Origin of the sequence: Actinomyces sp. HPA0247 (assembly GCA_000411415.1) — a bacterium.
Classification (GTDB): Bacteria; Actinomycetota; Actinomycetes; order Actinomycetales; family Actinomycetaceae; genus Pauljensenia.
The window spans coordinates 228,066-249,009 of record KE150451.1; the positions used below are offsets into that span (position 1 = coordinate 228,066).

At 63.0% G+C, this 20,944-nt stretch carries 16 protein-coding genes and 1 pseudogene; 9 read left to right on the plus strand and 8 right to left on the minus strand.

Features of this window, described 5'->3' with window-relative positions:
* Positions 1 to 96: 96 nt before the first annotated feature.
* Positions 97 to 1,452: a M20/M25/M40 family metallo-hydrolase gene (locus HMPREF1478_RS06145; protein WP_016461213.1), complete on the minus strand. Its 1,356-nt coding sequence runs from the start codon at positions 1,450 to 1,452 to the stop codon at positions 97 to 99.
* Between the two features lie 224 nt (positions 1,453 to 1,676).
* On the opposite strand from HMPREF1478_RS06145, the gene valS reads away from it, so the two are divergent.
* The 8 genes and pseudogenes from valS to HMPREF1478_RS06180 all read left to right on the plus strand — a co-directional run bounded on the left by valS (position 1,677) and on the right by HMPREF1478_RS06180 (position 10,909).
* Positions 1,677 to 4,388, plus strand: a complete 2,712-nt coding sequence (valS, locus tag HMPREF1478_RS06150) for a valine--tRNA ligase (RefSeq protein ID WP_016461214.1) — start codon at positions 1,677 to 1,679, stop codon at positions 4,386 to 4,388.
* 338 nt (positions 4,389 to 4,726) lie between these two features.
* A complete protein-coding gene (locus tag HMPREF1478_RS10625; RefSeq protein WP_148332980.1) occupies positions 4,727 to 5,569 on the plus strand; it encodes a hypothetical protein in 843 nt (280 codons plus the stop codon).
* Between the two features lie 541 nt (positions 5,570 to 6,110).
* A pseudogene (locus HMPREF1478_RS11030) lies at positions 6,111 to 6,752 on the plus strand (IS256 family transposase); the annotation flags it as partial.
* 55 nt (positions 6,753 to 6,807) lie between these two features.
* Positions 6,808 to 7,122, plus strand: coding sequence for a transposase (locus tag HMPREF1478_RS11010; RefSeq protein ID WP_353579750.1), 315 nt, complete (start codon positions 6,808 to 6,810; stop codon positions 7,120 to 7,122).
* A gap of 560 nt (positions 7,123 to 7,682) precedes the next feature.
* Complete coding sequence (locus HMPREF1478_RS06165) at positions 7,683 to 7,994, plus strand: integrase core domain-containing protein (protein WP_232207436.1); 312 nt, start codon at positions 7,683 to 7,685, stop codon at positions 7,992 to 7,994.
* 250 nt (positions 7,995 to 8,244) lie between these two features.
* On the plus strand, positions 8,245 to 8,541 hold the full coding sequence (locus HMPREF1478_RS06170) for a type II toxin-antitoxin system Phd/YefM family antitoxin (RefSeq protein ID WP_016461218.1): 297 nt from the start codon (positions 8,245 to 8,247) through the stop codon (positions 8,539 to 8,541).
* Complete coding sequence (locus HMPREF1478_RS11015; protein WP_083940082.1) at positions 8,526 to 8,891, plus strand: type II toxin-antitoxin system RelE/ParE family toxin; 366 nt, start codon at positions 8,526 to 8,528, stop codon at positions 8,889 to 8,891. The genes HMPREF1478_RS06170 and HMPREF1478_RS11015 overlap by 16 nt, the downstream gene beginning before the upstream one ends.
* A gap of 128 nt (positions 8,892 to 9,019) precedes the next feature.
* A complete protein-coding gene (locus tag HMPREF1478_RS06180) occupies positions 9,020 to 10,909 on the plus strand; it encodes an AMP-dependent synthetase/ligase (protein ID WP_016461219.1) in 1,890 nt (629 codons plus the stop codon).
* Between the two features lie 105 nt (positions 10,910 to 11,014).
* Here HMPREF1478_RS06180 and HMPREF1478_RS06185 read toward each other — a convergent pair whose 3' ends face one another.
* From HMPREF1478_RS06185 to HMPREF1478_RS06205, 5 genes are all read right to left on the minus strand, one after another.
* Complete coding sequence (locus HMPREF1478_RS06185) at positions 11,015 to 12,223, minus strand: ABC transporter permease (protein WP_016461220.1); 1,209 nt, start codon at positions 12,221 to 12,223, stop codon at positions 11,015 to 11,017.
* Complete coding sequence (locus HMPREF1478_RS06190) at positions 12,213 to 12,911, minus strand: ABC transporter ATP-binding protein (protein WP_016461221.1); 699 nt, start codon at positions 12,909 to 12,911, stop codon at positions 12,213 to 12,215. The genes HMPREF1478_RS06185 and HMPREF1478_RS06190 overlap by 11 nt, the downstream gene beginning before the upstream one ends.
* A complete protein-coding gene (locus tag HMPREF1478_RS06195; protein WP_016461222.1) occupies positions 12,908 to 13,984 on the minus strand; it encodes a peptidoglycan-binding protein in 1,077 nt (358 codons plus the stop codon). Before HMPREF1478_RS06195 ends, HMPREF1478_RS06190 begins: the two co-directional genes overlap by 4 nt.
* Positions 13,981 to 14,457, minus strand: a complete 477-nt coding sequence (locus HMPREF1478_RS06200; RefSeq protein ID WP_016461223.1) for a hypothetical protein — start codon at positions 14,455 to 14,457, stop codon at positions 13,981 to 13,983. The genes HMPREF1478_RS06195 and HMPREF1478_RS06200 overlap by 4 nt, the downstream gene beginning before the upstream one ends.
* Before the next feature lie 206 nt (positions 14,458 to 14,663).
* Positions 14,664 to 16,106, minus strand: a complete 1,443-nt coding sequence (locus HMPREF1478_RS06205; protein ID WP_016461224.1) for a glycoside-pentoside-hexuronide (GPH):cation symporter — start codon at positions 16,104 to 16,106, stop codon at positions 14,664 to 14,666.
* Positions 16,107 to 16,294: 188 nt separating this feature from the next.
* Here HMPREF1478_RS06205 and lacZ point away from each other — a divergent pair, with 188 nt between their 5' ends.
* Entirely contained in the window at positions 16,295 to 19,327 is a 3,033-nt protein-coding gene (gene lacZ, locus HMPREF1478_RS06210) for a beta-galactosidase, LacZ type (RefSeq protein WP_016461225.1), read from the plus strand.
* 63 nt (positions 19,328 to 19,390) lie between these two features.
* Here lacZ and HMPREF1478_RS06215 read toward each other — a convergent pair whose 3' ends face one another.
* Both HMPREF1478_RS06215 and HMPREF1478_RS06220 read right to left on the minus strand, forming a co-directional pair.
* Complete coding sequence (locus tag HMPREF1478_RS06215; RefSeq protein WP_016461226.1) at positions 19,391 to 20,416, minus strand: LacI family DNA-binding transcriptional regulator; 1,026 nt, start codon at positions 20,414 to 20,416, stop codon at positions 19,391 to 19,393.
* Positions 20,417 to 20,552: 136 nt separating this feature from the next.
* Positions 20,553 to 20,909 carry a chorismate mutase gene (locus HMPREF1478_RS06220; RefSeq protein WP_016461227.1) on the minus strand — a complete coding sequence of 119 codons (357 nt, stop codon included), beginning with the start codon at positions 20,907 to 20,909 and terminating at the stop codon, positions 20,553 to 20,555.
* Positions 20,910 to 20,944: the final 35 nt, after the last annotated feature.

Genomic DNA, 20,944 nt, shown 5'->3' on the forward strand with positions numbered 1-20,944 from the left:
GTTGGCGGTAGTGCCGACATCTACGGTATGCACAGGAGAAACGGGGCGGGAAGGATCCTCGTCAGGCGGTCATTTGTAACACCGGTTGATTATGTGTCACACATGTGTCAAGTAGGTGGTCACAACCTCGTCAAGCACCTCGGCGGTCGCGCGCACGTCCGCCAGGGCGATGTGTTCGTCATGCGCGTGCAGCTGGGAGTAGACCTGTCCCAGGCTCGCCCCGCTGTCCACGGCGCCGAAGCCGTACCCGATGCCCCCGCGCCTGCGGGCCACGCGCAGGTCGGATCCGCCGGGGAAGAGGACGGGCACGACTGCGACCCCCGGGTAGCGTCGACGCAGCGCCGCTTCGATGGCCCGGTACAGGTCGGTGTCGGTCGACGAGGCCGTGGCTGCCTCGCTCAGGAGGCGCTCGATGGTCACGTGCTCGGAAAGGTCGCCGAGGGCCGCGGTGATCGCGGCGTCCACGTCATCGTCGTCGACGCCGGGCAGCGTGCGGATGTCCAGCTCGAGGGTGGCGTGGGAGGGCATGACGTTGATGGGCCCGCCCGAGCGGGCGACCGTCTGGGCGACGGTCACGTGGGAGATCGCGTGGGCGAACGCCGCCAGGTCCTCGAACTCGGAGTAGTCGCCCTCGTAGGTGCCGTTGATGAGACTCGTTTCGGTCGTTTCATCGAACTCGAAGGCGCGCACGAAGGAGGCCCAGACCTCGTCCGTGGCGGTGGGCCAGCGGGCGGCGGACAGCGCCGCGCTCACCTGGGCGAGTCGCTCGACGGCGCTCGTGCGGCCCAGCGGAACCGAGCCATGGCCGGCGTCGCCCCGGATGTGTAGGCGGCGCTGGGCGGCGCCCTTTTCGCCGACGACCACGACGACGCAGTCGCCTCCGCGGCGCCCGCGAATGTGTGCCCCTCCCATTTCGGACAGGGCCGCGTCCCACGGGAGGGCGTCCGCCCTGTGCTCGCCGATCCACGGGACGCCGAGCCCTCCTCGGGCTTCCTCGTCAGCGGCGGCCACGAACACCAGGGAACGCGCCGGAGGATTGCCATCCTGGGCGCGGCGGGCGACCTCGCGGGTCACAACGGCCATCGCGGCGGTCAGGTGGAGCATGTCGACCGTGCCGCGCCCCCACATGACTCCGTCCTCGATCTGCGCACCGAAAGGATCGCGCGTCCATTTGGCTGTATCCACGGGCACGACGTCCGTGTGCCCGAGGAGCGTCAGGGGGGTGCCGTCACTGCTGGGATCCGATCCTTCGACCGTGACCACGAGGCTGGTGCGGCCCGGGTGCGGGGTAATCCGCTCGATCGAGACGGGCAGGCCCGCGAAGAAGTCCTCGAGGAGGTCGGCGGCGCGTTCTTCCCCGCCCGAATCGGCGGTCAGGTCATTGACGCACCCCAGGCGCACCAGGCGCGCCAGCAGGTCGACGGTCTGCTCGCCCAGCGATTGCGTACTCACGATAATCCCCTTCCGCGCGGGTGCCTCGTCCCGGCTCCCCTCTCTCACACCACGGTATCCCCATGCACCGCCGCTCTCCCACCCGGGCCACGAAGGGAACTTTTGTAACGGCGCATGTGAGCGACGCGCCGGGAGTTACAAGGCCCAGCATTGGACCGAAATGCCTGGGGAAACGTAGGCTAGTGGGGCAAACAGTCCACGACTCGGATGGAGACAACTCAATTATGGCCATGAACACCCGTGCGCAGGCGCCTCGCGTGCCCGACCGCGCCGCCCCCGAAGGCCTCGAAGCCAAGTGGGGTGAGGCCTGGGAAAGCCAGGGCACCTACGCCTTTGACCGCAATGCGACGCGCGAGCAGGTGTACTCGATCGACACGCCCCCGCCGACGGTATCCGGCTCCCTGCACATCGGCCATGTTTTCTCCTACACGCACACCGACGTCGTGGCCCGCTACCAGCGCATGATGGGCAAGTCCGTGTTCTACCCGATGGGTTGGGACGACAACGGCCTGCCCACCGAGCGCCGCGTGCAGAACTACTTCGGCGTGCGCGTGGATGCGACGCTGCCCTACGACCCCGACTTCGAGCCCCCGCACGTGGGCGGCGACGGCAAGTCGATCAAGGCGCGTGACCAGAAGCCGATTTCCCGTAAGAACTTCGTGGAGCTGTGCGAGCGCCTCACCGTCGAAGACGAGGCTCAGTTCGAGGCGCTGTGGCGCTACCTGGGCCTGAGCGTGGACTGGAAGCAGAACTACCAGACGATCGGCGCGCGTGCACGCAAGGTCGCCCAGGCCGCGTTCCTGCGCAACCTGGCGCGCGGCGAGGCCTACCAGGCCGAGGCCCCGGGCCTGTGGGACGTCACCTTCCAGACGGCGGTCGCCCAGGCTGAGCTGGAGAGCCGCGAGTACCCGGGCTTCTACCACCGCCTGGCCTTCCACATCACCGACGCCGAGGCCGCCGCGAAGGCTGCCGCCGCCGGCGCGCCCGTCGAGGACGGTGTGGACGTGTGCATCGAGACGACCCGTCCTGAGCTGCTGGCCGCCTGCGTCGCCCTGATCGCCCACCCGGACGACGAGCGTTACAAGCCGCTGTTCGGCACGACGGTTGCCTCCCCCGTGTACGGCGTCGAGGTGCCGATCCTTCCCCACCCCGAGGCCGAGATGGACAAGGGCGCGGGCATCGCCATGTGCTGTACCTTCGGCGACACGACCGACATCGACTGGTGGCGTGACCTGGAGCTGCCGCTGCGCGCGATCCTGCGCAAGGACGGCCGCATCATCACTGAGACCCCCGAGTGGATCACGACCGATGCGGGCCGCGCGGCTTTCGAGGAGATCACCGGTAAGACGACGTTCTCCGCGCGCGAGGCCGTGGTGGCCGCCCTGCGCGAGTCGGGCGAGCTGAAGGGCGAGCCGACCAAGACGATGCGTCAGACCAACTTCTTCGAGAAGGGCGACAAGCCCCTCGAGATCGTCACCTCGCGCCAGTGGTACATCCGTAACGGTGGCCGCGCGTGGACGAACCCGGCCTCGGGCAAGGATCTGAACGAGGAGCTCATCGGCCGCGGCCGCGAGCTGGAGTTCCACCCCGACTTCATGCGCGTGCGCTACGAGAACTGGGTGAAGGGCCTGAAGGGCGACTGGCTGGTGTCCCGTCAGCGCTTCTTCGGCGTGCCGTTCCCGCTGTGGTACCGCGTGGACGCGGACGGCCAGGCGAACTACGACGACATCATCACCCCGTCTGAGGCCGCTCTGCCGGTCGACCCGTCGACGGACGTTCCGGAAGGCTACACGGAGGATCAGCGCGGCGTGGCCGGCGGCTTCGTGGGCGAGCTGGACATCATGGACACGTGGGCGACGTCCTCGCTGTCCCCGCAGCTGGCCTGTGGCTGGCTGGACGACGAGGACCTGTTCGCTCGCACGTACCCGATGGATCTGCGCCCGCAGGGCCAGGACATCATCCGTACGTGGCTGTTCTCCACCGTGGTGCGCGCGGACCTGGAGTTCGGCGCGCTGCCGTGGAGGCACGCGGGCCTGTCGGGCTGGATCCTGGATTCGGACCACAAGAAGATGTCGAAGTCCAAGGGCAACGTCGTGACCCCGATGGGCATCCTGGAGAAGTACGGTTCGGATGCCGTGCGTTACTGGGCAGCGTCTGCTCGCCTGGGCCTGGATGCGGCGTTCGACGAGCAGCAGATGAAGATCGGTCGCCGCCTGGCGATCAAGGTGCTGAACGCGTCGAAGTTTGCGCTTACGATGGGTGGCGAGGGCGCGGCGATCGATCTGGATCCGGCGCTGGTGACGGTGCCGCTGGATCGTTCGGTGCTGGCTGCGCTGGCGTCCGTCATCGACGAGGCCTCGGCTGCGCTGGCGTCCTACGAGCACTCTCGTGCTCTCGAGGTCACGGAGTCGTTCTTCTGGACGTTCTGCGACGACTACCTGGAGCTGGTCAAGGAGCGCGCCTACAACCGTGATGGCGCATGGGACGAGGCCTCGGCTGCGTCTGCCCGTGCGGCTCTGGCGATCGTCATTGATAACGTGGTGCGTCTGCTGGCCCCCTACCTGCCGTACGTGACGGAAGAGGTGTGGAGCTGGTACCGCGAGGGAAGCGTGCACACCGCTCCGTGGCCGGTGGTGGCGGACCTGGCTGGCGTCGAGGGTGATCCCTCGGTGCTCGAGGCCGCGTCCTCCGCTCTGATCGCGCTGCGCCGCGTGAAGTCTGAGGCGAAGGTGTCGCCGCGTACGCCGTTCCTGGCTGTGACGGTGCGCGCACCGCAGGCTCAGGTCGAGGCTCTCGAGTCGGTGAAAGGTGACCTGGAGGCCGCATCGAAGGCCGTGGGCGCCCTGACCGTGGCTGCCTCCGACGACGCTGAGGCCACCGAGGCCGTTGTCGAGTCCTTCGAGCTGGGCGAGGCTCCTGCGAAGCGCAAGGGCTGAGCGTAACAGACGAGCACAGGGTGTGGGTTCCAAAGTATTAGAACTTGGAACCCACACCCTTACTCTAGCTTCTCCAGAGTCGTATTTGATATCAAACCACGACACGCCCAACCCCGCCGACAACACCTACACCCTCAAATGCGAAGAGCCCCTATGACACTGCCGCCATTGATTGGTAGTATACGTAGATACTTTCAGTGTTAACTTTCTGCGTACAAAGAATTTAGAGTAACAAAGGAGGCTTTATGCAGAATATTTATATTTAGTAATTTTTAGAAATTGCCAAAATCGCTATGAATATCAAATTGTTTCCTACTTTGAATCGAGGTTTTACTACTGTGGATAGCACTCTTTTGGCTGTATGTATAACTGCAGGAGCAGCTGTTATTGCCGCCATAATTACGGCGGTTGTTAAAATTACGCCGAGCTATACTTTGCGAAAAGATCGCAGGGAACGTATTGGTCGCTACCGAGCGGAATATGATAATTGGATGAGAAATGTTAAATCGGCGCAAAAAAAGTATCAGGCAGGTGACAATTTTGACGATAGTGAAATTGAGTTCCCTAAGTCAATTGACTATAAAAACTCAGGAATTTCTATAGATGCCATAGAAAATGGGGCGTTAATTCTTCAGGGAATTTTGGAACCTCTTGGTCGGGGTCGGTGGGCTTCTTATGTCATGAATGTATATGAGGATAAAGAAAGTCCATTAGAAGTGATTAACGGATTTGTGAATGGACAGTTGGATGTGACAAAAGACTGTTTGTTGCAAGAGGATGATCATGATTTCCTGCTTTCAAATTTTTGGTATCCAATTTATTTCGAAGATGAGGTGAAGGGGTTTATCGAAAATTCACATGGAGCGACTGAATTTTCGATGAAGATTTCTCGAGAAATTAATGCATATGTTTCCCAGGCGCGAGAAAAATATGTTACCGGTAAGGTTGATGATAAGATTTTGCACAGACTGGAGGCACTGATTCGCTACAAGCTTTTGCTTGAATCGCAGTATATACTCTGGTTCTTTGCTGATAACGTAACAAACTATGATCCTAAAGAATCGACTCTTGTGGAAAAGTTTTTCCGTGGTCAAGATGGAGTGGCTGGAAGCTTTGTCGAGTACATTGACTCTGAATATGATAAAGCTGAAGCCGTTTTTCTGAAGAAGGGGAAGATGTAGGGTTAATAGGGCTCTTCCGAGTTGAGTGTGGGTGACCGGCTGTTGGTCGGGGGTTGCGGGTAGAGGTCGAGGTCCCTGGTGATGAGTGGACTTCAACCCCCGCGATCTTCACAGGACCTCGGGCGGTGTCTCACCCTACCTGCTGCTGCTCTGTGTCGCTTGATCGTTGTGATCGGTGTGATCTGCTCGTCGGTTTGGAGGGCTTCCATCTGATGAGCGTGGCTCGCACCCCAGATGCTCTGGTACTCGATGTTGAGTCGTGCAACCAGCTGGTTGGGTGCCCGGGTTGTGGGTTGAATCGCTCAAGGCCACGGGCGCGTGGTGGTGGTGATCGACGCGCCCTGGGCCGGGGTCCCGACAAGGATTCGGCGGTTTAAACGGCGTTGGATGTGCCGCGAACGCACCTGCCAGACGGTGACGTTCCTGGAACATGACGAGCGGGTGTGCGCACCCCGGGCGCGTCTGGGTGTGCGGGCGATCCGGTGGGCGGGGCGTGTTCAATTGTCTGTGTATCCGTCTTTTTGTTTGAAAGGATTGATGCATGATGAATGATGATGATGTTGTTGTGTCTGGCGCTAGTGGGCGTGAGACTGTGGAGGACCTGCGTCGCTCGGGGGCGTTGGATGCGTTGTTTGAGCGTCTTGATGCTGGCGAGGTCGAGATGACGGGCAGCCAGGGATTGTTGCCCGCGTTGCTCAAGGAGGCCTTGGAGCGCGGCCTGGCCGCGGAGCTGACCCAGCACTTGGGGTATGAGAAGGGCCAGACCAGCGCGCAGGCGCGCTCGAACACGAGGAACGGCACGACGAAGAAGACCGTGATATCGGAGGTGGGAGCTTTCGAGATCGAGGTTCCCCGGGATCGGGCAGGCTCCTTCACCCCACGCCTGGTACGCAAAGGACAACGGTGCCTCGATGGCTTGGATGCGATGATTATCAGCTTGTATGCCGGGGGATGACGGTACGCGATATCCGCCATCACCTCGCTTCCACCATCGGCGTGGAGGTCAGTGCGGGGACGATTTCCACGATCACTGACGCGGTGTGCGACGCCGTGCTGGAGTGGCAGCACCGCCCCCCTAGAAGCGTTCTACCCGGTGATCTACCTGGACGCGATCCGCATCAAAATCCGACGCGATCACACGGTGGAGAACCGGGCCGCTCACCTGGCGGTCGGAGTTGGGCTTAGGCTGGTGTTGTTGACACTTCGATAAGCGGGTGTGTGTGCCTGTGGCCAGTGAGGTGCCTGTTACGGGAACTCGTCGTCGTTATACGCCGGAGTATCGTCGTGATGTTACGTGCCTGGTATTGGATACGGGGTCTACGATCGCGCCTGCGGCCCGGGATTTAGGGCTGGGTGAATCGGTGGTGGGCCGGTGGGTCAAACTCGAACGTGAGAGGCGCCAGGCCGCCGAACAGGAGCGCCCTGATCCACACGAGATGGAAGCTGAGATCACTGCATTGCGGCGGCGGGTGCGCCAGCTGGAGAAGGAGAACGAGTTTTGGGAAAAGCCAGCGCATTCTTCCCCTTTCGGCACCAAAACACCAGCGGTTTGAACTGATGGATGCGCAGAAGGCTCCCTCCTCAATCACCTTGATGGCCAAGGTTTTAGGGGTCACGCGCGCAAGCTATTACGCGTGGAAAACCAAGCGTCCCACAGGGGTGAGCGCGCGCGCTGGTGCGCAGGCGCTTGGATGAGTCTGTGGCCTGGGAACACGAGGTGTCGGGCGGCGCGTATGGGTCTCTCGTAACGAGTACGCTCTGGTGCGCAGTGGTGTGGATGTGGGTGTGCGGGCGGTCGCCGCGTCGATGCGCCGCCAAGGCCCCACAGGCCTAAACACGCACCAGCGCCCGGCAAGGCACGGTGGACGGGGTCCAGTGGCCCATGAAGATCACTGCGCCCGCCAGTGGGATCAATGTGCCCTGGACCGGGTGTGGATCACGGATTCCACCTACCTGCGGTGCGCGCAAGGCTGGTTCTACCTGTGCGCCGTGCGCGATGCGCACTCGCGTCGAGTCCTGAGATACGCCATGGGCGAGCAGCACAACACGCGCTCTGGTCATCACCGCACTCTATATGGCCGCCGCCACCCGTGGCACCTTCCCCGCTGGGGTCGTGCCCCATGCTGATCGGGGAACACAGTTCACCTCCCAGAAGCTGGCCGACCACATGCGCGCCGTCCAAGGAACCGTGTCGATGGGGCGGGCCGGAGTGTGCTGGGACAACGCCATGGCCCAATCCTATTGGGCCACCCTCAAAACCGAGTACTACGACCAGCGTGCCTTCACCACCCGCAACCAGGTCTACACCGGTGTCGCCACCTGGATCGAATACTTCTACAACCCCCGCCGCATCCACACCAGCCTCGGCGGCAGATCCCCCATCGAATACGAACGACACCAAGCGGCCTGGACAACAGCCGCATAAACAAACCGTCAACAACTTGCGCACAGGCCCAGTCTCCAGTGCCAAAGACACCGCGCAAGGTGCGGCACGGACTTCGACACAGTGTTCACACGCCAGCCCTGGAACAAACCTATCAACTACGAACTCCTTGACACCTTCATTCAGCATCAGATAGCGGACAAGCAAGACGCCACGTCGTCTGGCGCCCACAGTCACGCACACCCCACTATGAACCGACACACAAGACTCTAACAACTTGTACAATTAGTACATGTCTACCGCTACGCTTTCCGAGTTTCGCCAGAACCAGGCCCAGTACATCGCCGCCGCCCAAGTCGAACCCGTCGAGCTGCGCTCGCGCGGCGCACAGACCCGCGCAGTCCTGGTCTCTCCCGCTTTCTACGAAGAGGCAATCGCTGCCCTCGAAGCACGGCGGGAAGCCCGCGAGCGCGAGGAATACGAGACATGGCTCCGTGAGAATGCTCTACCCGCCCTCGAACACTACCTTGAGCACCCGGAAACTGCGCACACTCTCGATGAGCTGACTGCTGCATGGGGACTGAAGTAGTGGCACCCCAACGACGCCTTGCTATCGGCGATACTGCATACCGCGACCTCGTCAACTTTCGCGGCGAGCTTCTGACCCTCACGGGCTCAGAACAGACAACCGATGCTTACCTCTCTGCCCTACGCGGTTTTCTGTCCCGTCTCACTGAGTTTCCTCATCGCGGTGAAGCGCGTCCCGATCTTCACCCGTCAATCCGGGTGATAGGTTTTCGCCAGCGGCTTCGCATCGTTTTCGCTGTGATGGAGGATCAGGTTGTCATACTCGCCGTGCAGTCTGCGAGGCAAGGAAGAGTTGCCTTACCTGAATCTGTCTATCAGTTCCTTGAGGTCCTTGACGGCGACGTCAGGTAGCACAAACAGCATCCTCAGTTTGGGGGTTTTACTCCCCCACCCTTGGGGCGCGTAGGATAGGGGAAGCAGTAGCAGCGCAGCTGGCCAACAAACCGCAGCGCACACCGCCCAGCGACCAGGGAGCACACATGACCGACAAGGAAACCCCGGCCTCGTCGAACGACGACAAGACGGCGCAGACGCAGGCGCAGACGACCACCGAAGCCCTCGAGTGGCACGCCCCCGTCCTGGTGCGCATCGACGAGCACACGACGATCCCCCACCTGCTCAAAGAGCGCGTGCAGCGCGGCGCGACCCGCCCGCTCATCCTACGCAAGATCGGCATCGGTGACACGTGGCGCTCGATCACGGCGCGCGAGTTCTACGACGAGGTCCACGCCGTGGCCGCCGGCCTCATCGCGCGGGGCCTCGAGCCCGGAGACCGCGTCGCGATCATGAGCCGCACCCGCTACGAATGGACGCTCCTCGACTTCGCGTGCTGGGCGGCCGGCCTCGTCCCCGTGCCCATCTACGAGACCAGCTCCATCGACCAGGTCGCCCACGTCCTCGTCGACGCGGACGTCACCCTCATCATCACCGAGACCGTGTCCATGGCGGAGATCGTGCGCGCGGCAGCCGAGAGAGAAAACCGGGACAACACGCACGTCTTCTCCCTGGACTCCGAGGCCATCGAGACCCTCATCGCGGACGGCGCGGCCACCCCGCGCGAGCGAGTCCTCGCCCGCTCGGAAGCCCTCACGAAGGACGACATCGCAACCATCGTCTACACGTCGGGCACGATGGGCACACCCAAGGGCACGGTCCTGAGCCACGAGAACTTCACGAATCTGTGCCTCAACGCCCACGCGTGGATGCCGGAAATCGCTGCGGGCAAGAACTCGCGTCTGCTCCTTTTCCTGCCCCTGGCCCACGTGTTCGCGCGTTTCCTGCAGGTCTTCCAGATCAGCGGCAACGGCGTCCTCGGCCACGCCTCCAACATCAAGAACCTGCTGGGCGACCTGGCGTCGTTCCGTCCGAGCTACCTCCTGGTGGTCCCGCGCGTCCTGGAGAAGATCTACAACTCGGCGGATACGAAGGCGAGTGGTCCCAAGCGCAAGATCTTCCGCTGGGCGGCCAAGGTCGCGATCGCATACTCCCAGGCCCTGGACACGGAAGAGGGCCCGTCGGCGTCGCTGAAGGCCCAGCACGCACTGGCGGACAAGCTCGTCTACCAGCAGATCATCCGCCTGGTGGGCGGCAACGCGGACTACATCGTGTCGGGCGGCGCTCCCCTGGCCACCTGGCTCGCGCACTTCTATCGCGGCGTCGGCATCCCCGTCCTGGAGGGCTACGGCCTGACCGAAACCGTCGGCCCGGTGTCCGTGAACACGCCACGCCTGTCCAAGATCGGCACCGTGGGACCGGCTCTGCCACCCATGTCCTTCAAGATCAGCGACGAGGGCGAGATCCTCCTCAAGGGCTCGAGCGTCTTCCAGCGCTACCACAACGACCCCGAGGCCACGGCCGCCTGCTTCACCGAGGACGGCTGGTTCCGCACGGGCGACCTGGGGTCCCTGGACCGCGACGGCTACGTGTCCATCACGGGCCGAGCGAAGGAGATCATCGTGACGGCAGGCGGCAAGAACGTCGCACCGGCCAGCCTCGAAAATCCGATGCGCTCCCACCCGCTCATCTCCCAGGTCCTCGTCGTGGGCGACCAGAGGCCGTTTGTCGCTGCGCTCATCACGCTGGACGCAGAGATGCTGCCCGATTGGCTCGCCGCGCACTCGCTGCCCCCGATGAGCGTCGCCGAGGCGGCCACGAACGTCGAGGTCCTAGCGTCCCTGGAGAAAGCGGTGGCCTCGGCGAACGAGCACGTCTCGCGCGCCGAGTCGATCCGCAAGATCAAGGTCCTCACGACCGACTTCACGGAGGCGAACGGCCTGCTCACGCCCTCGCTGAAGGTCAAGCGCGCCGAGGCCACGCGCCGCCTTGCGCCCATCATCGACGAGATCTACGGCGGCCCCGTGCAAAGCTGATGCGCGCACGACCGACGCTCACATGAACGAGGCCGTGGCCGGCTCGCGCTCCCCCGCTCAGTGTCGGGGTTGGCGAGCCGGCCACGGCTTTTGTGAGTGGGCCACCTACTGCGAGGCGAGCGCCGCTGTGGGCGGCGTGCGGGCCGCTCGGATCGCGGGGTAGAGACCGGCGACGGCACCGATGAGGAGAGTCGCGCCGAGGCCTGCGGCAATCACCCACCAGTGCAGGGTGGGCGGCCAGCCGTACGCGTAGCACATGCCCCAGGTGACGCCCGCGCCGATCAGGCATCCGGCGAGTCCTCCGAGGAAGGACAGGAGCAGGGCCTCAGCCAGGAACTGCACGGTGATGTGTCCCCGCTTGGCGCCCAGAGACCGGCGCAGGCCGATCTCCTTGCGGCGTTCCAGGACGGAGATGATCATCGTGTTGGCCACGCCGATGCCGCCCACCAGCAGGGCGATCGAGCCGACACCCGCGAGCAGCGTCGTGAGGGTCTGGTCAGCCGCGTTCTGGGCGGCCAGCGCGTCGGAGGGGCGCGAGACCTTCAGGCCGGTGGCCCCCTGCGGGGCCAGCGTGGGTCCAAGGAGCTCGCGCACGGTCTCCACCTGGTCCTCGCTGGAGCGCTCGTAGATCGTCGTGGGAGTCTTGCCCGCGTCGAAGTACGTGCCCGCGGCGGAAACACCGATGAGGGCGGCGTTATCGAGTTCCTCGGCCAGGGGTGCTGGATCCATGATGCCCAGGACGGTGAAGGACATGCCGCCCAGCCACACCTGGGTGCCTGGCTCGACGACGCCGATCAGCTGCGCGGCCTTCGAGCCCAGGACGACACCCGGGTACTTCGCGGTGGCGTCGTTGAGCCACGCGCCCTTCTTCATGGTCCCGGAGACGACCTTCAGGAGGTTCGTGTCGGCCGCCATCGTGATGATGCCGCCGGTCGCGTTCGGGTCGGACAGGCGCGAGCGGTACACGGAGATGCCGCTCAGCGTCGACGTCGAGGCCGCGTCGGTGACGCCCGGGATCATGCGGGTGCGGCCCACGGAGTCCTCGGGCAGGATGAGGTCCACGCCCGACAGGTCGGCGCCGCTGCGCGCGGTCAGCATGTTGGTGCCGAGCGCCCGCAGCTGTTCTTGCAGGCGGGCCTGCGAGGAGGCGGAGACGCCGACGACGCCGACCATGGCCGCGATGCCGATCGCGATGCCGAGCGCTGAGAGGATGGCTCTCATAGGGCGGGCGCGCAGGCCCGTCAGGCCCAGGCGCGCGACGTCTGAGAGGCGCAGCGCGGAGCGGCCGGCGCCCGAGTTCTTCTTACTCGCCATGGCCACCTCCCGGGTGCGCAGAATCGGAGACGATCTCGCCATCGCGGATGGCGATCTGCCTGGGCAGCGAAGCCGCCAGGTCGTTGTCGTGAGTGATCACAATGATGGTGGTGCCGGCCTCGTTGAGTTCGCGCAGGAGCGCCACGATGGACGCGCCCGAACGCGAGTCGAGGTTGCCGGTGGGCTCGTCGGCGAGCAGCAGGGCCGGGTGCCCGATGATGGCACGGGCGATGGCGACGCGCTGGCGTTCGCCGCCCGACATCTGGTGGGGCTTGTGGTCCATGCGGTGCCCGAGGCCCACGCGGGTCAGGGCCTCACGCGCGGCCTCGCGGCGCTTGGCGCGGGGCACACCCCGGTAGAGCAGGCCGTCCGCGACGTTGTCGAGGGCGGAGACGCCGGCGGTGAGGTGGAACTGCTGGAACACGAAGCCGATCAGCGAGGAGCGCACACCCGACAGCTCGGCGTCTCTCAGGGAGGACACGTCGGTGCCGTTGATGAACACGCTGCCCGAGGTCGGCCGGTCGAGCGTTCCGATGAGGTTGAGCAGGGTCGATTTTCCGGAGCCGGACGGCCCGACAATGGCGACGAATTCGCCCTCGTCGACGGCCAGGGACACTCCGTTGCAGGCGTGCACGGGCGGGCTGCCGAAGGACCGGTGCACGTCGGTCAGTTGCAGGATGTGGCTCATCGGTTGGGCACCACCACGCGCTGGCCTTCGGCGATGTCGTCGCCGCTCACTTCGACGCGGTCTCCCGCGAACAGGCCGACGGTGACGGGAACCCTGCGAATCTCGCCCTTCTCATCCACGACCTCGACGCCGAATTGGTCGGAGCTGAGGGCCACGAGCGCGCCGAGGGGCACGGACAGCACGCCGGTGCGCGTCTGGGAGGTCAGGCCCAGGGACACCGAGGCCTCCTGCAGTCCGTCGAGGGCGGACGTATCGTCGGGGGTGACGGTGATCGGAATGATCCGTTCCTTGGTCGTCTCCTTGGATCCTTCCTCGCTGGCCTTCTCACGCGGCGGCTCGACGGAGGTGATCGTTCCGGTCGTCGTCACGGCGGATCCGGGCAGACGCACGGTCACGGAGTTCCCGACGACGCCGAGGGCCTGGTCGGAAAGCTTCAGGTTCGCGGAGATGACCTGCCGCGAGGACGAGGCCGTGAAAAGCTCCGTCTCCATCGTCGCGTTGTCACCGACGCGGGCCTTGAGCGCGCCGATGCGCAGGTCCTCGGGTGCGAAGAGGACGGTGCCCAGGGGCAGGGAGCCGCTCTGAGTGAGCGTCAGGGCCTTCTGCCACTTCTTGATGGCCGCGATCGTGTTCCAGTCGAAGTGGGCGTTGGGCGTGGCCTCGAAGTAGCCGAGCTCGGAGAGCGCCGTCTCCAGCTGGGTGACGTCCTCGCCGTCGCTCATGCCCTCCTCGAACGCGCGCCAGGCCGGGGTGGAGCCGTGGAGCAGGTACGTGTTGTTGCCAGCAACCGTGTACACGTGCGATCCCTGGGTGAGGGTCGTGCCGGGCGTGGGCAGGGCGGTAACAACGCCCTCGAAGGCGCTCTTGAGGGTGTAGGAGTCGGCGTAGTGGAGCGTTCCCTGGACGGTGGTCTCCCCTACCAGGTCGCCCTTCGTGACGGTCGCAGTTACTCCATCAAAGGATTGGGGAGCTTCGGCGTCCGCGTTGGCGCCCGAGCATGCAGATAATGTCAGCGCGCCGATCGCGAGGATTGCGAGCGTGGCCGCGGGGCGTGGGGTTCGCGGACGCGTCACTTGGCGGCCCCTGACTGCTGGAAGCACTTGTTGAGCACGTCCTCGGGGATGTCCTTGACGCTGATGCCTTCGCCGGCCTGCGGGTCCTTGACGTCGTATCCGGCCTCGCGCAGGCACTGCGCTGCCTTGACCATGGCCTCACGCGCGGCGGGGTCGTTCGCGACATTGTCCTCGCCGGTCATGCCGGAAACCTTCACCATGCACTCGTTGAGAGCAGAGTCGAAGGCGGGGTCATGGTCATTGAGCTGGTCGGGCGTCAGGCCCGTGTCGGGCACATCAAAGCCCTTCTCGCGCATGCACTGAGCGAACACCAGGTTGGGGTCGTTGCTGGCGGCGTTGGTGGCCGCCGCGCTCGGGCTCTTCGAGCTGGAAGGGGACGAGGCGGACGATCCGGTTGACCCGCAGGCGCTGAGGGCCGCCGCCAGGGTGATGGCGATGACGGCAAGGGCGCGCGTCTGTGCGCGATTCTTCATCGAAAACTCCTTGAGGAATGCTTATCGGCAATGGTTCTCACTACCTGACTAGATTACATCCCACAAGACTGAAAGCTACCTGAAAACTATCCGGGAGCACGCGCAGAGTTTCGTCAGACAACCCTGAGAGCGCAAAAAGAGGCAGGGGACGCTCGCACATCCCCCGCCTCTGACCCGACACTCCTCCTCATCGGGCGCTTATTCGGTTAGTCTTCGCCAGCCTCGGAGCGAGCAAGGTTTTGCTCCAGGAGGGACACAATCTCTCCGTGCTTGACCTCGGTCAGGGTAACCTTCCGCGCAAAGACGATGAACGCCAGGACGATGACCGCAAGAGGAGCGTAGAAAGCAGCCGTCTTGAAGGTCTCAATGTTCCCGGTCGTCAGCAGGGCGGGGTCAACATCATTGGTCATGGCTGCCGCGATGGCGACGAAGCCGACGATGGAGTTCGACAGGGCGCCGGCGATCTTGTCGAGCATGGGACGCACCGAGAGGGTGACGGCCTCGTTACGCTTGCCAGTCTTCCACTGCCCGTACTCAACAGAGTCGGTGATCGTGAGGATCGCCGTCATCTGAATACACGTGGCAGGAAGGTAGAACAGGACCAGGGCGACAAAGACGACAATGAGGTTCGACGAGAAGAGAATGAACAGGACATATGCACTCGCCATGAGCACCATGCCACCAAGGTAGAGGTAGCGGCGGGGCAGGCGGCGGTTGATCGCCGGGTACAGGGGGGTCACCGCCAGGCCGATGACGAAGGCGATGATGCCGACCACCGAGTAGATATCGGGCTTCTGGAGCACGAATTTGAAGAGGTAGATCATGAAGCCCGTCGTTGCAACGTTCGCGATCGAGTAGAGGACGTACGAGAGGGAAGTCCACAGCAACTGATCATTGCGCGCGATCGCCTGGAATGCCTGCAGCGGGTTGGACTTATCGGAGGGATCGCGTAGGACGCTCTCCTCCTCACGAGTACCAAAGGCGACCGCGAGACAGGTGACGATACCAAGGATAGCGATGACGGCACCGAAGCCCGTCCAGCCTTCCTGGCTCTCAGAACCAGCTCCCGCAAGTGCACTGAAGAACCCAACCACGGGAACAACGATTGCGGTGACGCCATTGTAGCCGATGGAGCCCGTGAATGTTCCGAGAGCGGTGTACACACTGCGCTCCTGCGAGGAGGAGGACAGCGCAGGAATCATGCCCCAGTAGGAGATGTCACGCAGGGAGTACAGGACGTCAAGGACCACGAAGACGATCACAAAAACGACAATGAACACTCCTTTGTTGACATTGACAAGGCCGAACAGTCCGGTGAAGATCGCAAAAAGAAGGATGGATGATCCAACGCCACCAATGACTTGCCAGGGCTTGAATCGCCCGAAGCGCGAGGTTGTGTTGTCCACCAAGTTTCCAAGCAGTGGATCAATGAAGATCTCGACGATCCGAATAATGAAGACGAGGGCAGTGATGATCGCAATCATCGCCTTGGCCTCGGAGTCCTCATAGTCGCGGAACAGGGTCTGCGCCGCATAGTAGGTGACAAAGAATGTTGAGAGCGCGTTGTAATACGCAGCCTGCCCCAGATTACCGATCGCGTAGCAGATTCGCGACACCCAGCTCTTGCGCACGTTTTCTTCGTGTGCCATGGTCCCTCTCCTTCGAAGCAACTCTTGCTCGGACACGACAAGGTTAACGCATTTACCTGAGAATACCAATACTATCTAGGTCACATAAACATATCCATGTAACTGTATTGCGTCGATGCGATCAACAGGATACTCTGACCTCAGAGCACGATCGCTCCACCGCAACGTCGCACATTCGGAAGGTCACCATGTTCCATACGCCCATCTCTTCCCCCACATCGGCATGGCTCAGCGATCCGCAGACCTTTGCTGTCAATCGACTTCCCGCGCACAGCGCACACCGCACGAACGCCCCAACGCAGAGTCTTGACGGAACCTGGGAAGTCGCACTTACGTCAAGTTCGCGCGTGGCTCTTGATTCCCCCACCACCGCATTCGACCAGGAAGCAGTACACAGCCTTCCCATTCCCTCAACCCTCGAAGCTGAGGGGCTATGGCCTCCGGCGTACGTCAACATTCAGATGCCGTGGGACGGCCACGAGAACCCTCAGGCTCCCAAGCCACCAGAGGAGTGCCGAGTTGCACTCTACCGGCGCACCTTCACCCTGCATGATTCCCTCCAGGAGTCTTTGAGCAAGCAAGGACACGCACGCCTACGCTTCGAGGGTTTTGCGACGGCTCTCTACATCTGGGTGGACGGCATCTTCGTCGGCTACTGCGAGGACGGGTACACGGCGAGCGAGTTTGATATCACGTCAGCACTGACGCACTCCCAGGACCACGAGATTATCGTCGCCTGCTACGAGCATTCGAGCGCCTCATGGCTGGAAGGACAGGACTCCTGGCGTTTCCATGGCCTCTTCCGCTCCGTTTCACTGGTAGCTCTGCCTGCCTGCCACGTCGCCCACCTGGCAGCCAACGCTGACTACGACGCGGACTCTGGCATGGGAATATTCAATGTCACGGTCGACCTCAAGGGAACCAAGGCCGACAGTACCGCAAGCGCCCAGCTCACCGATTCGAGCGGGACTGTTGTATGGAGTGAACACGTGCCCGCGAACGCTCCCAGTATCACGCTTCGGGGTGAAGTAGACGGCGCACACCCGTGGACGGCGGAGGATCCGGCCCTGTATACGCTGAGCCTCACGATTCATGACGCCGATGGAAACGATTGCGAGACCGTGACTCAGCGCGTGGGCTTCCGCCGCTTCGAAATCCTCAACTCTGTCTTCATGCTCAACGGCCAGCGCCTCATTTTCCGCGGTGTCAACCGCCACGAGTTCAATCCTTGCACGGGCCGAACGATGTCGATGGAGGACATGGTGACGGACGTACGCCTGTGCAAGCAGCTCAACATCAATGCAATCCGCACAAGCCATTACCCCAATGACACCCGTTTCCTAGACCTGTGCGATGAGTACGGCCTGTACGTCATTGATGAGACGAACCTGGAGACACACGGATCATGGTGCACGCCGGGCGACATCCCCACCCCAGCCACGGCGATCCCGGGATCAAAGATGGAGTGGGAGAGCGCCTGCGTGGATCGCGCCGAGTCGATGGTGCGCCAAGATCTCAATCACGCCTCCGTGTTGATGTGGTCGCTAGGTAACGAGTCTTTTGGCGGCGAGGTTTTCCGCTCTATGTACCGGCACTGTCATGAGCTGGACAATTCCCGCCCTGTCCATTACGAGGGTGTCACGTGGGATCGAGAGTTCGACGATGCCTCCGATATTGAGTCACGCATGTACGCGCTGCCTGACGCAATCGAGGAGTACCTGCGTGATAACCCGGCGAAGCCCTATCTGTCGTGCGAGTACATGCATGCGATGGGCAACTCTGTTGGCGGCCTCAGCCACTACACGGACCTGGAGCGATACCCCGCGTATGGTGGCGGCTTCATCTGGGACCTGATCGACCAGGCCCTCTACCATGAGCCAACCGCTGGCTCGGGTGGCGAGTTCCTGGCATACGGCGGCGATTTCGAGGATCGCCCCTGCGACTGGGAGTTCTCCTGTGATGGCATCCTCTTCGCCGACCGCACACCCAAGCCCTCAGCCATGGCGGTCAAACAGCTCTACTCCCCCATCACTCTCACGCCAAGCATCGACGGAATCCTGATCGATGCCACTGTCCTCCCGGCGCCCCTTGCCAACCTGTGTGTGCGTGCCCGGGTCCTTGCTGACGGCGCGGTTGTCTGGGAGAAAGAGGTCGCGGCAACAGGCATCTCCCGTGGGCGCAGCGCCGTCAGTGTGGGATGGCCGTCTGAACTGCTAGCCAACACAACACAAGAGATCGTGTTGGAAGCAGCACTTGTCATCTCCTCCGACACCGCGTGGTGCGAGGCTGGGCACATTGTCTCCGTGGGCCAGACAGTGTTCTCCTACCACGAGCAGGCCGACACGACACCCAGTGGCCACGCCACATTCACCGTGGGCCGTTGGAACATTGGTATGCGTGAGGGCGAGAACGAAGCTTTGCTGTCGCGTACCGCGGGTGGCATCGTCCAGTGGCGTCGCGGCAACAAGGCCATGGTCCTCTTCCCTCCCAAGCTGACAACCTTCCGACCGCTAACGGACAATGATCGAGGCTGTGGGCACGGTTTCGACCGCGCGTGCTGGACGACGGCTGGAGCCTACGCACGATGCGTGAACACCACCGTCGAAGAGACCGGCGAGGGTGTCGTCGTTACCTACGACTACCGTCTTGCGGGCATTGCAGATGTCACCGTGCCTGTGCGCTACGAGCTGCGTGCCGACGGCACGATTCGTCTCACGGCAACCTACCCGGGTGCGCATGATCTCCCAACGATGCCATGCTTCGGGCTTGAGTGGGCGCTCCCCTCGTCGATTGACCGCCTGAGTTTCTATGGCCTCGGCCCCGTCGAGGCCTACGCGGACCGCCTGGCCGGAGCAACCCTGGGCGTGTGGTCCCAGAGCGCAGCCGAAGGGTTGGCCCCCTACGCGGTACCGCAGGAGTGCGGCTTCCACCCCGGCATCCGCTGGTGCGAGGTAACGGACGATTACGGACACGGCCTGCGTGTTCAGGCACACGGCGATCTCGGGGTCTCGCTGCTGCCCTACTCCTCCGCGCACATCGAAAACGCTCGACACTGGTGGGAGCTACCGGACCCCTCCCAGCGGCCCGCGACCTACCTACGTCTGCTCACTGCACAGATGGGTGTCGGCGGTGACGATTCGTGGGGTTCGCCGGTGCATGACGAGTACCAGATTGATGCGACCGAGAAGCAGGTCCTGGACGTGACGTTGTCTCTCATGTGAGAGACATTCAGCGGCGGCGGGTATGAGGTAACTCCCCCGCCGCCGTTATGCGTTCACGCCCGATCACTGTGCGGTGGTGCCGTGCACGGGAATAAAGCTCTGTCGCACAACAAGGCGGGTGGACAGTAGAACGTGATGCTTATGCATGAAACGGCCCACGATCGCGTCCGAGAGGAGCAAGAGCGCGGTCTCGGCCAACTCGGAGCGCTCGATCGCATAGGAGCTGAGCGTGGGAGCCGTGTACTCGCAGACCTGAAGATTGTCGATGGAGACGACGGCAATCTGATCGGGTACACGGAGCCCACGGGCAGCGAGCACCTGAACGACGCCAACTGCCAGCGGATCAGCCGCGACAAGGACAGCGTCGGGCAGATCATCCGTGCACGCATCAAGTAGTGCTTCGGCCTGACTACGTCCATTCTCCACAGTGAAGGGACCGGAGGCGCAGACGTAGCCATCAGTGGGCATGTCGAGGAGGTGCGCCCACTCGTTGAAGGCGACGGTACGCGGGTCTTGCGCGAAGACATGAGAGCCCATCATGTGCCCGTCGCCGCCGATAAAGGCGATACGCTGACGCCCCTGCTCACGCAGCGTGTAGATCGCGTCAATGACCGTTTGCTGCAGGTCGGGGCGCACAGAGTGAAAGAGCGCCGGCGCGGGGTTGATGTCGATAAACACGCCGTGCGAGAACGCCTCATACAAACGGTCGAGGTCGTCTTGCGCGATCGGCGCAGGACCGATGGACACAAAGCCAGAGAACTCGTCCGCAGCATCGATGAGCGCGTCCACGGTCGGGAAGAACGCCAGGCTCATCATGTTCTCCACCGCACGCTCTCGCAGTGACTCACGCAGGTCGGAAAAATAGGAATCCTGGGGTCCATTCGAGGGGTCGAAGTTCTCTAGCACCGCGATGGTCTGAGGGACGCCGGCGCGCGATGTGCGCAGCGCGTAGCCGAGCTCGTTGGCTACTTGGATGACACGGTGGCGGGTCGATTCCTTTGCGGTGAAACTGGGGTCTCCCGAGAGGACGCGAGACACCGTCGCCTTCGAGTAACCCGTCGCCTTGGCAATATCACCGAGGTTAACCATCGATCCCCCTCCCAAAACTCCCTGTGTTCAGCTCATACAGTCTAGCTGACTCACTGATCGCTCAGCGGGATCAACACCGCATCGGTCGGGCGTACAACTGCCGAGGCCGGGGCTTGGCACTCCCCCAGCGCGCAGTCTAGAGGCAGGCGCCCTCGTCGTACTCAGCCTTGATGTCCTCGTGGTGGCGGATGACCTCGCGGACCATGAATCCGAGGAACTTCTCAGCGAAATCGGGGTCGAGGCCGGAGGAAGCCGCAAGGGTGCGCAGGCGTTCGACTTGGCGGGCCTCGCGAGCCGGGTCGGCGGGAGGCAGGTCCAGGCGGGCCTTGATGTGCCCGACGCGCTGGGTGCAGCGGAAACGCTCAGCAAGAATGTGCACGAGGGCAGCGTCGATGTTGTCGATCGTGGCGCGCGCCTCCGCCAGTTCGGCGGGAATACCGCTGACTCCCCGGTCCGCCGAAGCGGCCACCACGGCCTCGTCACGCTGTGCCATTGTTCCTCCCCTAAGGTCTCAACTGACCTCAGTCT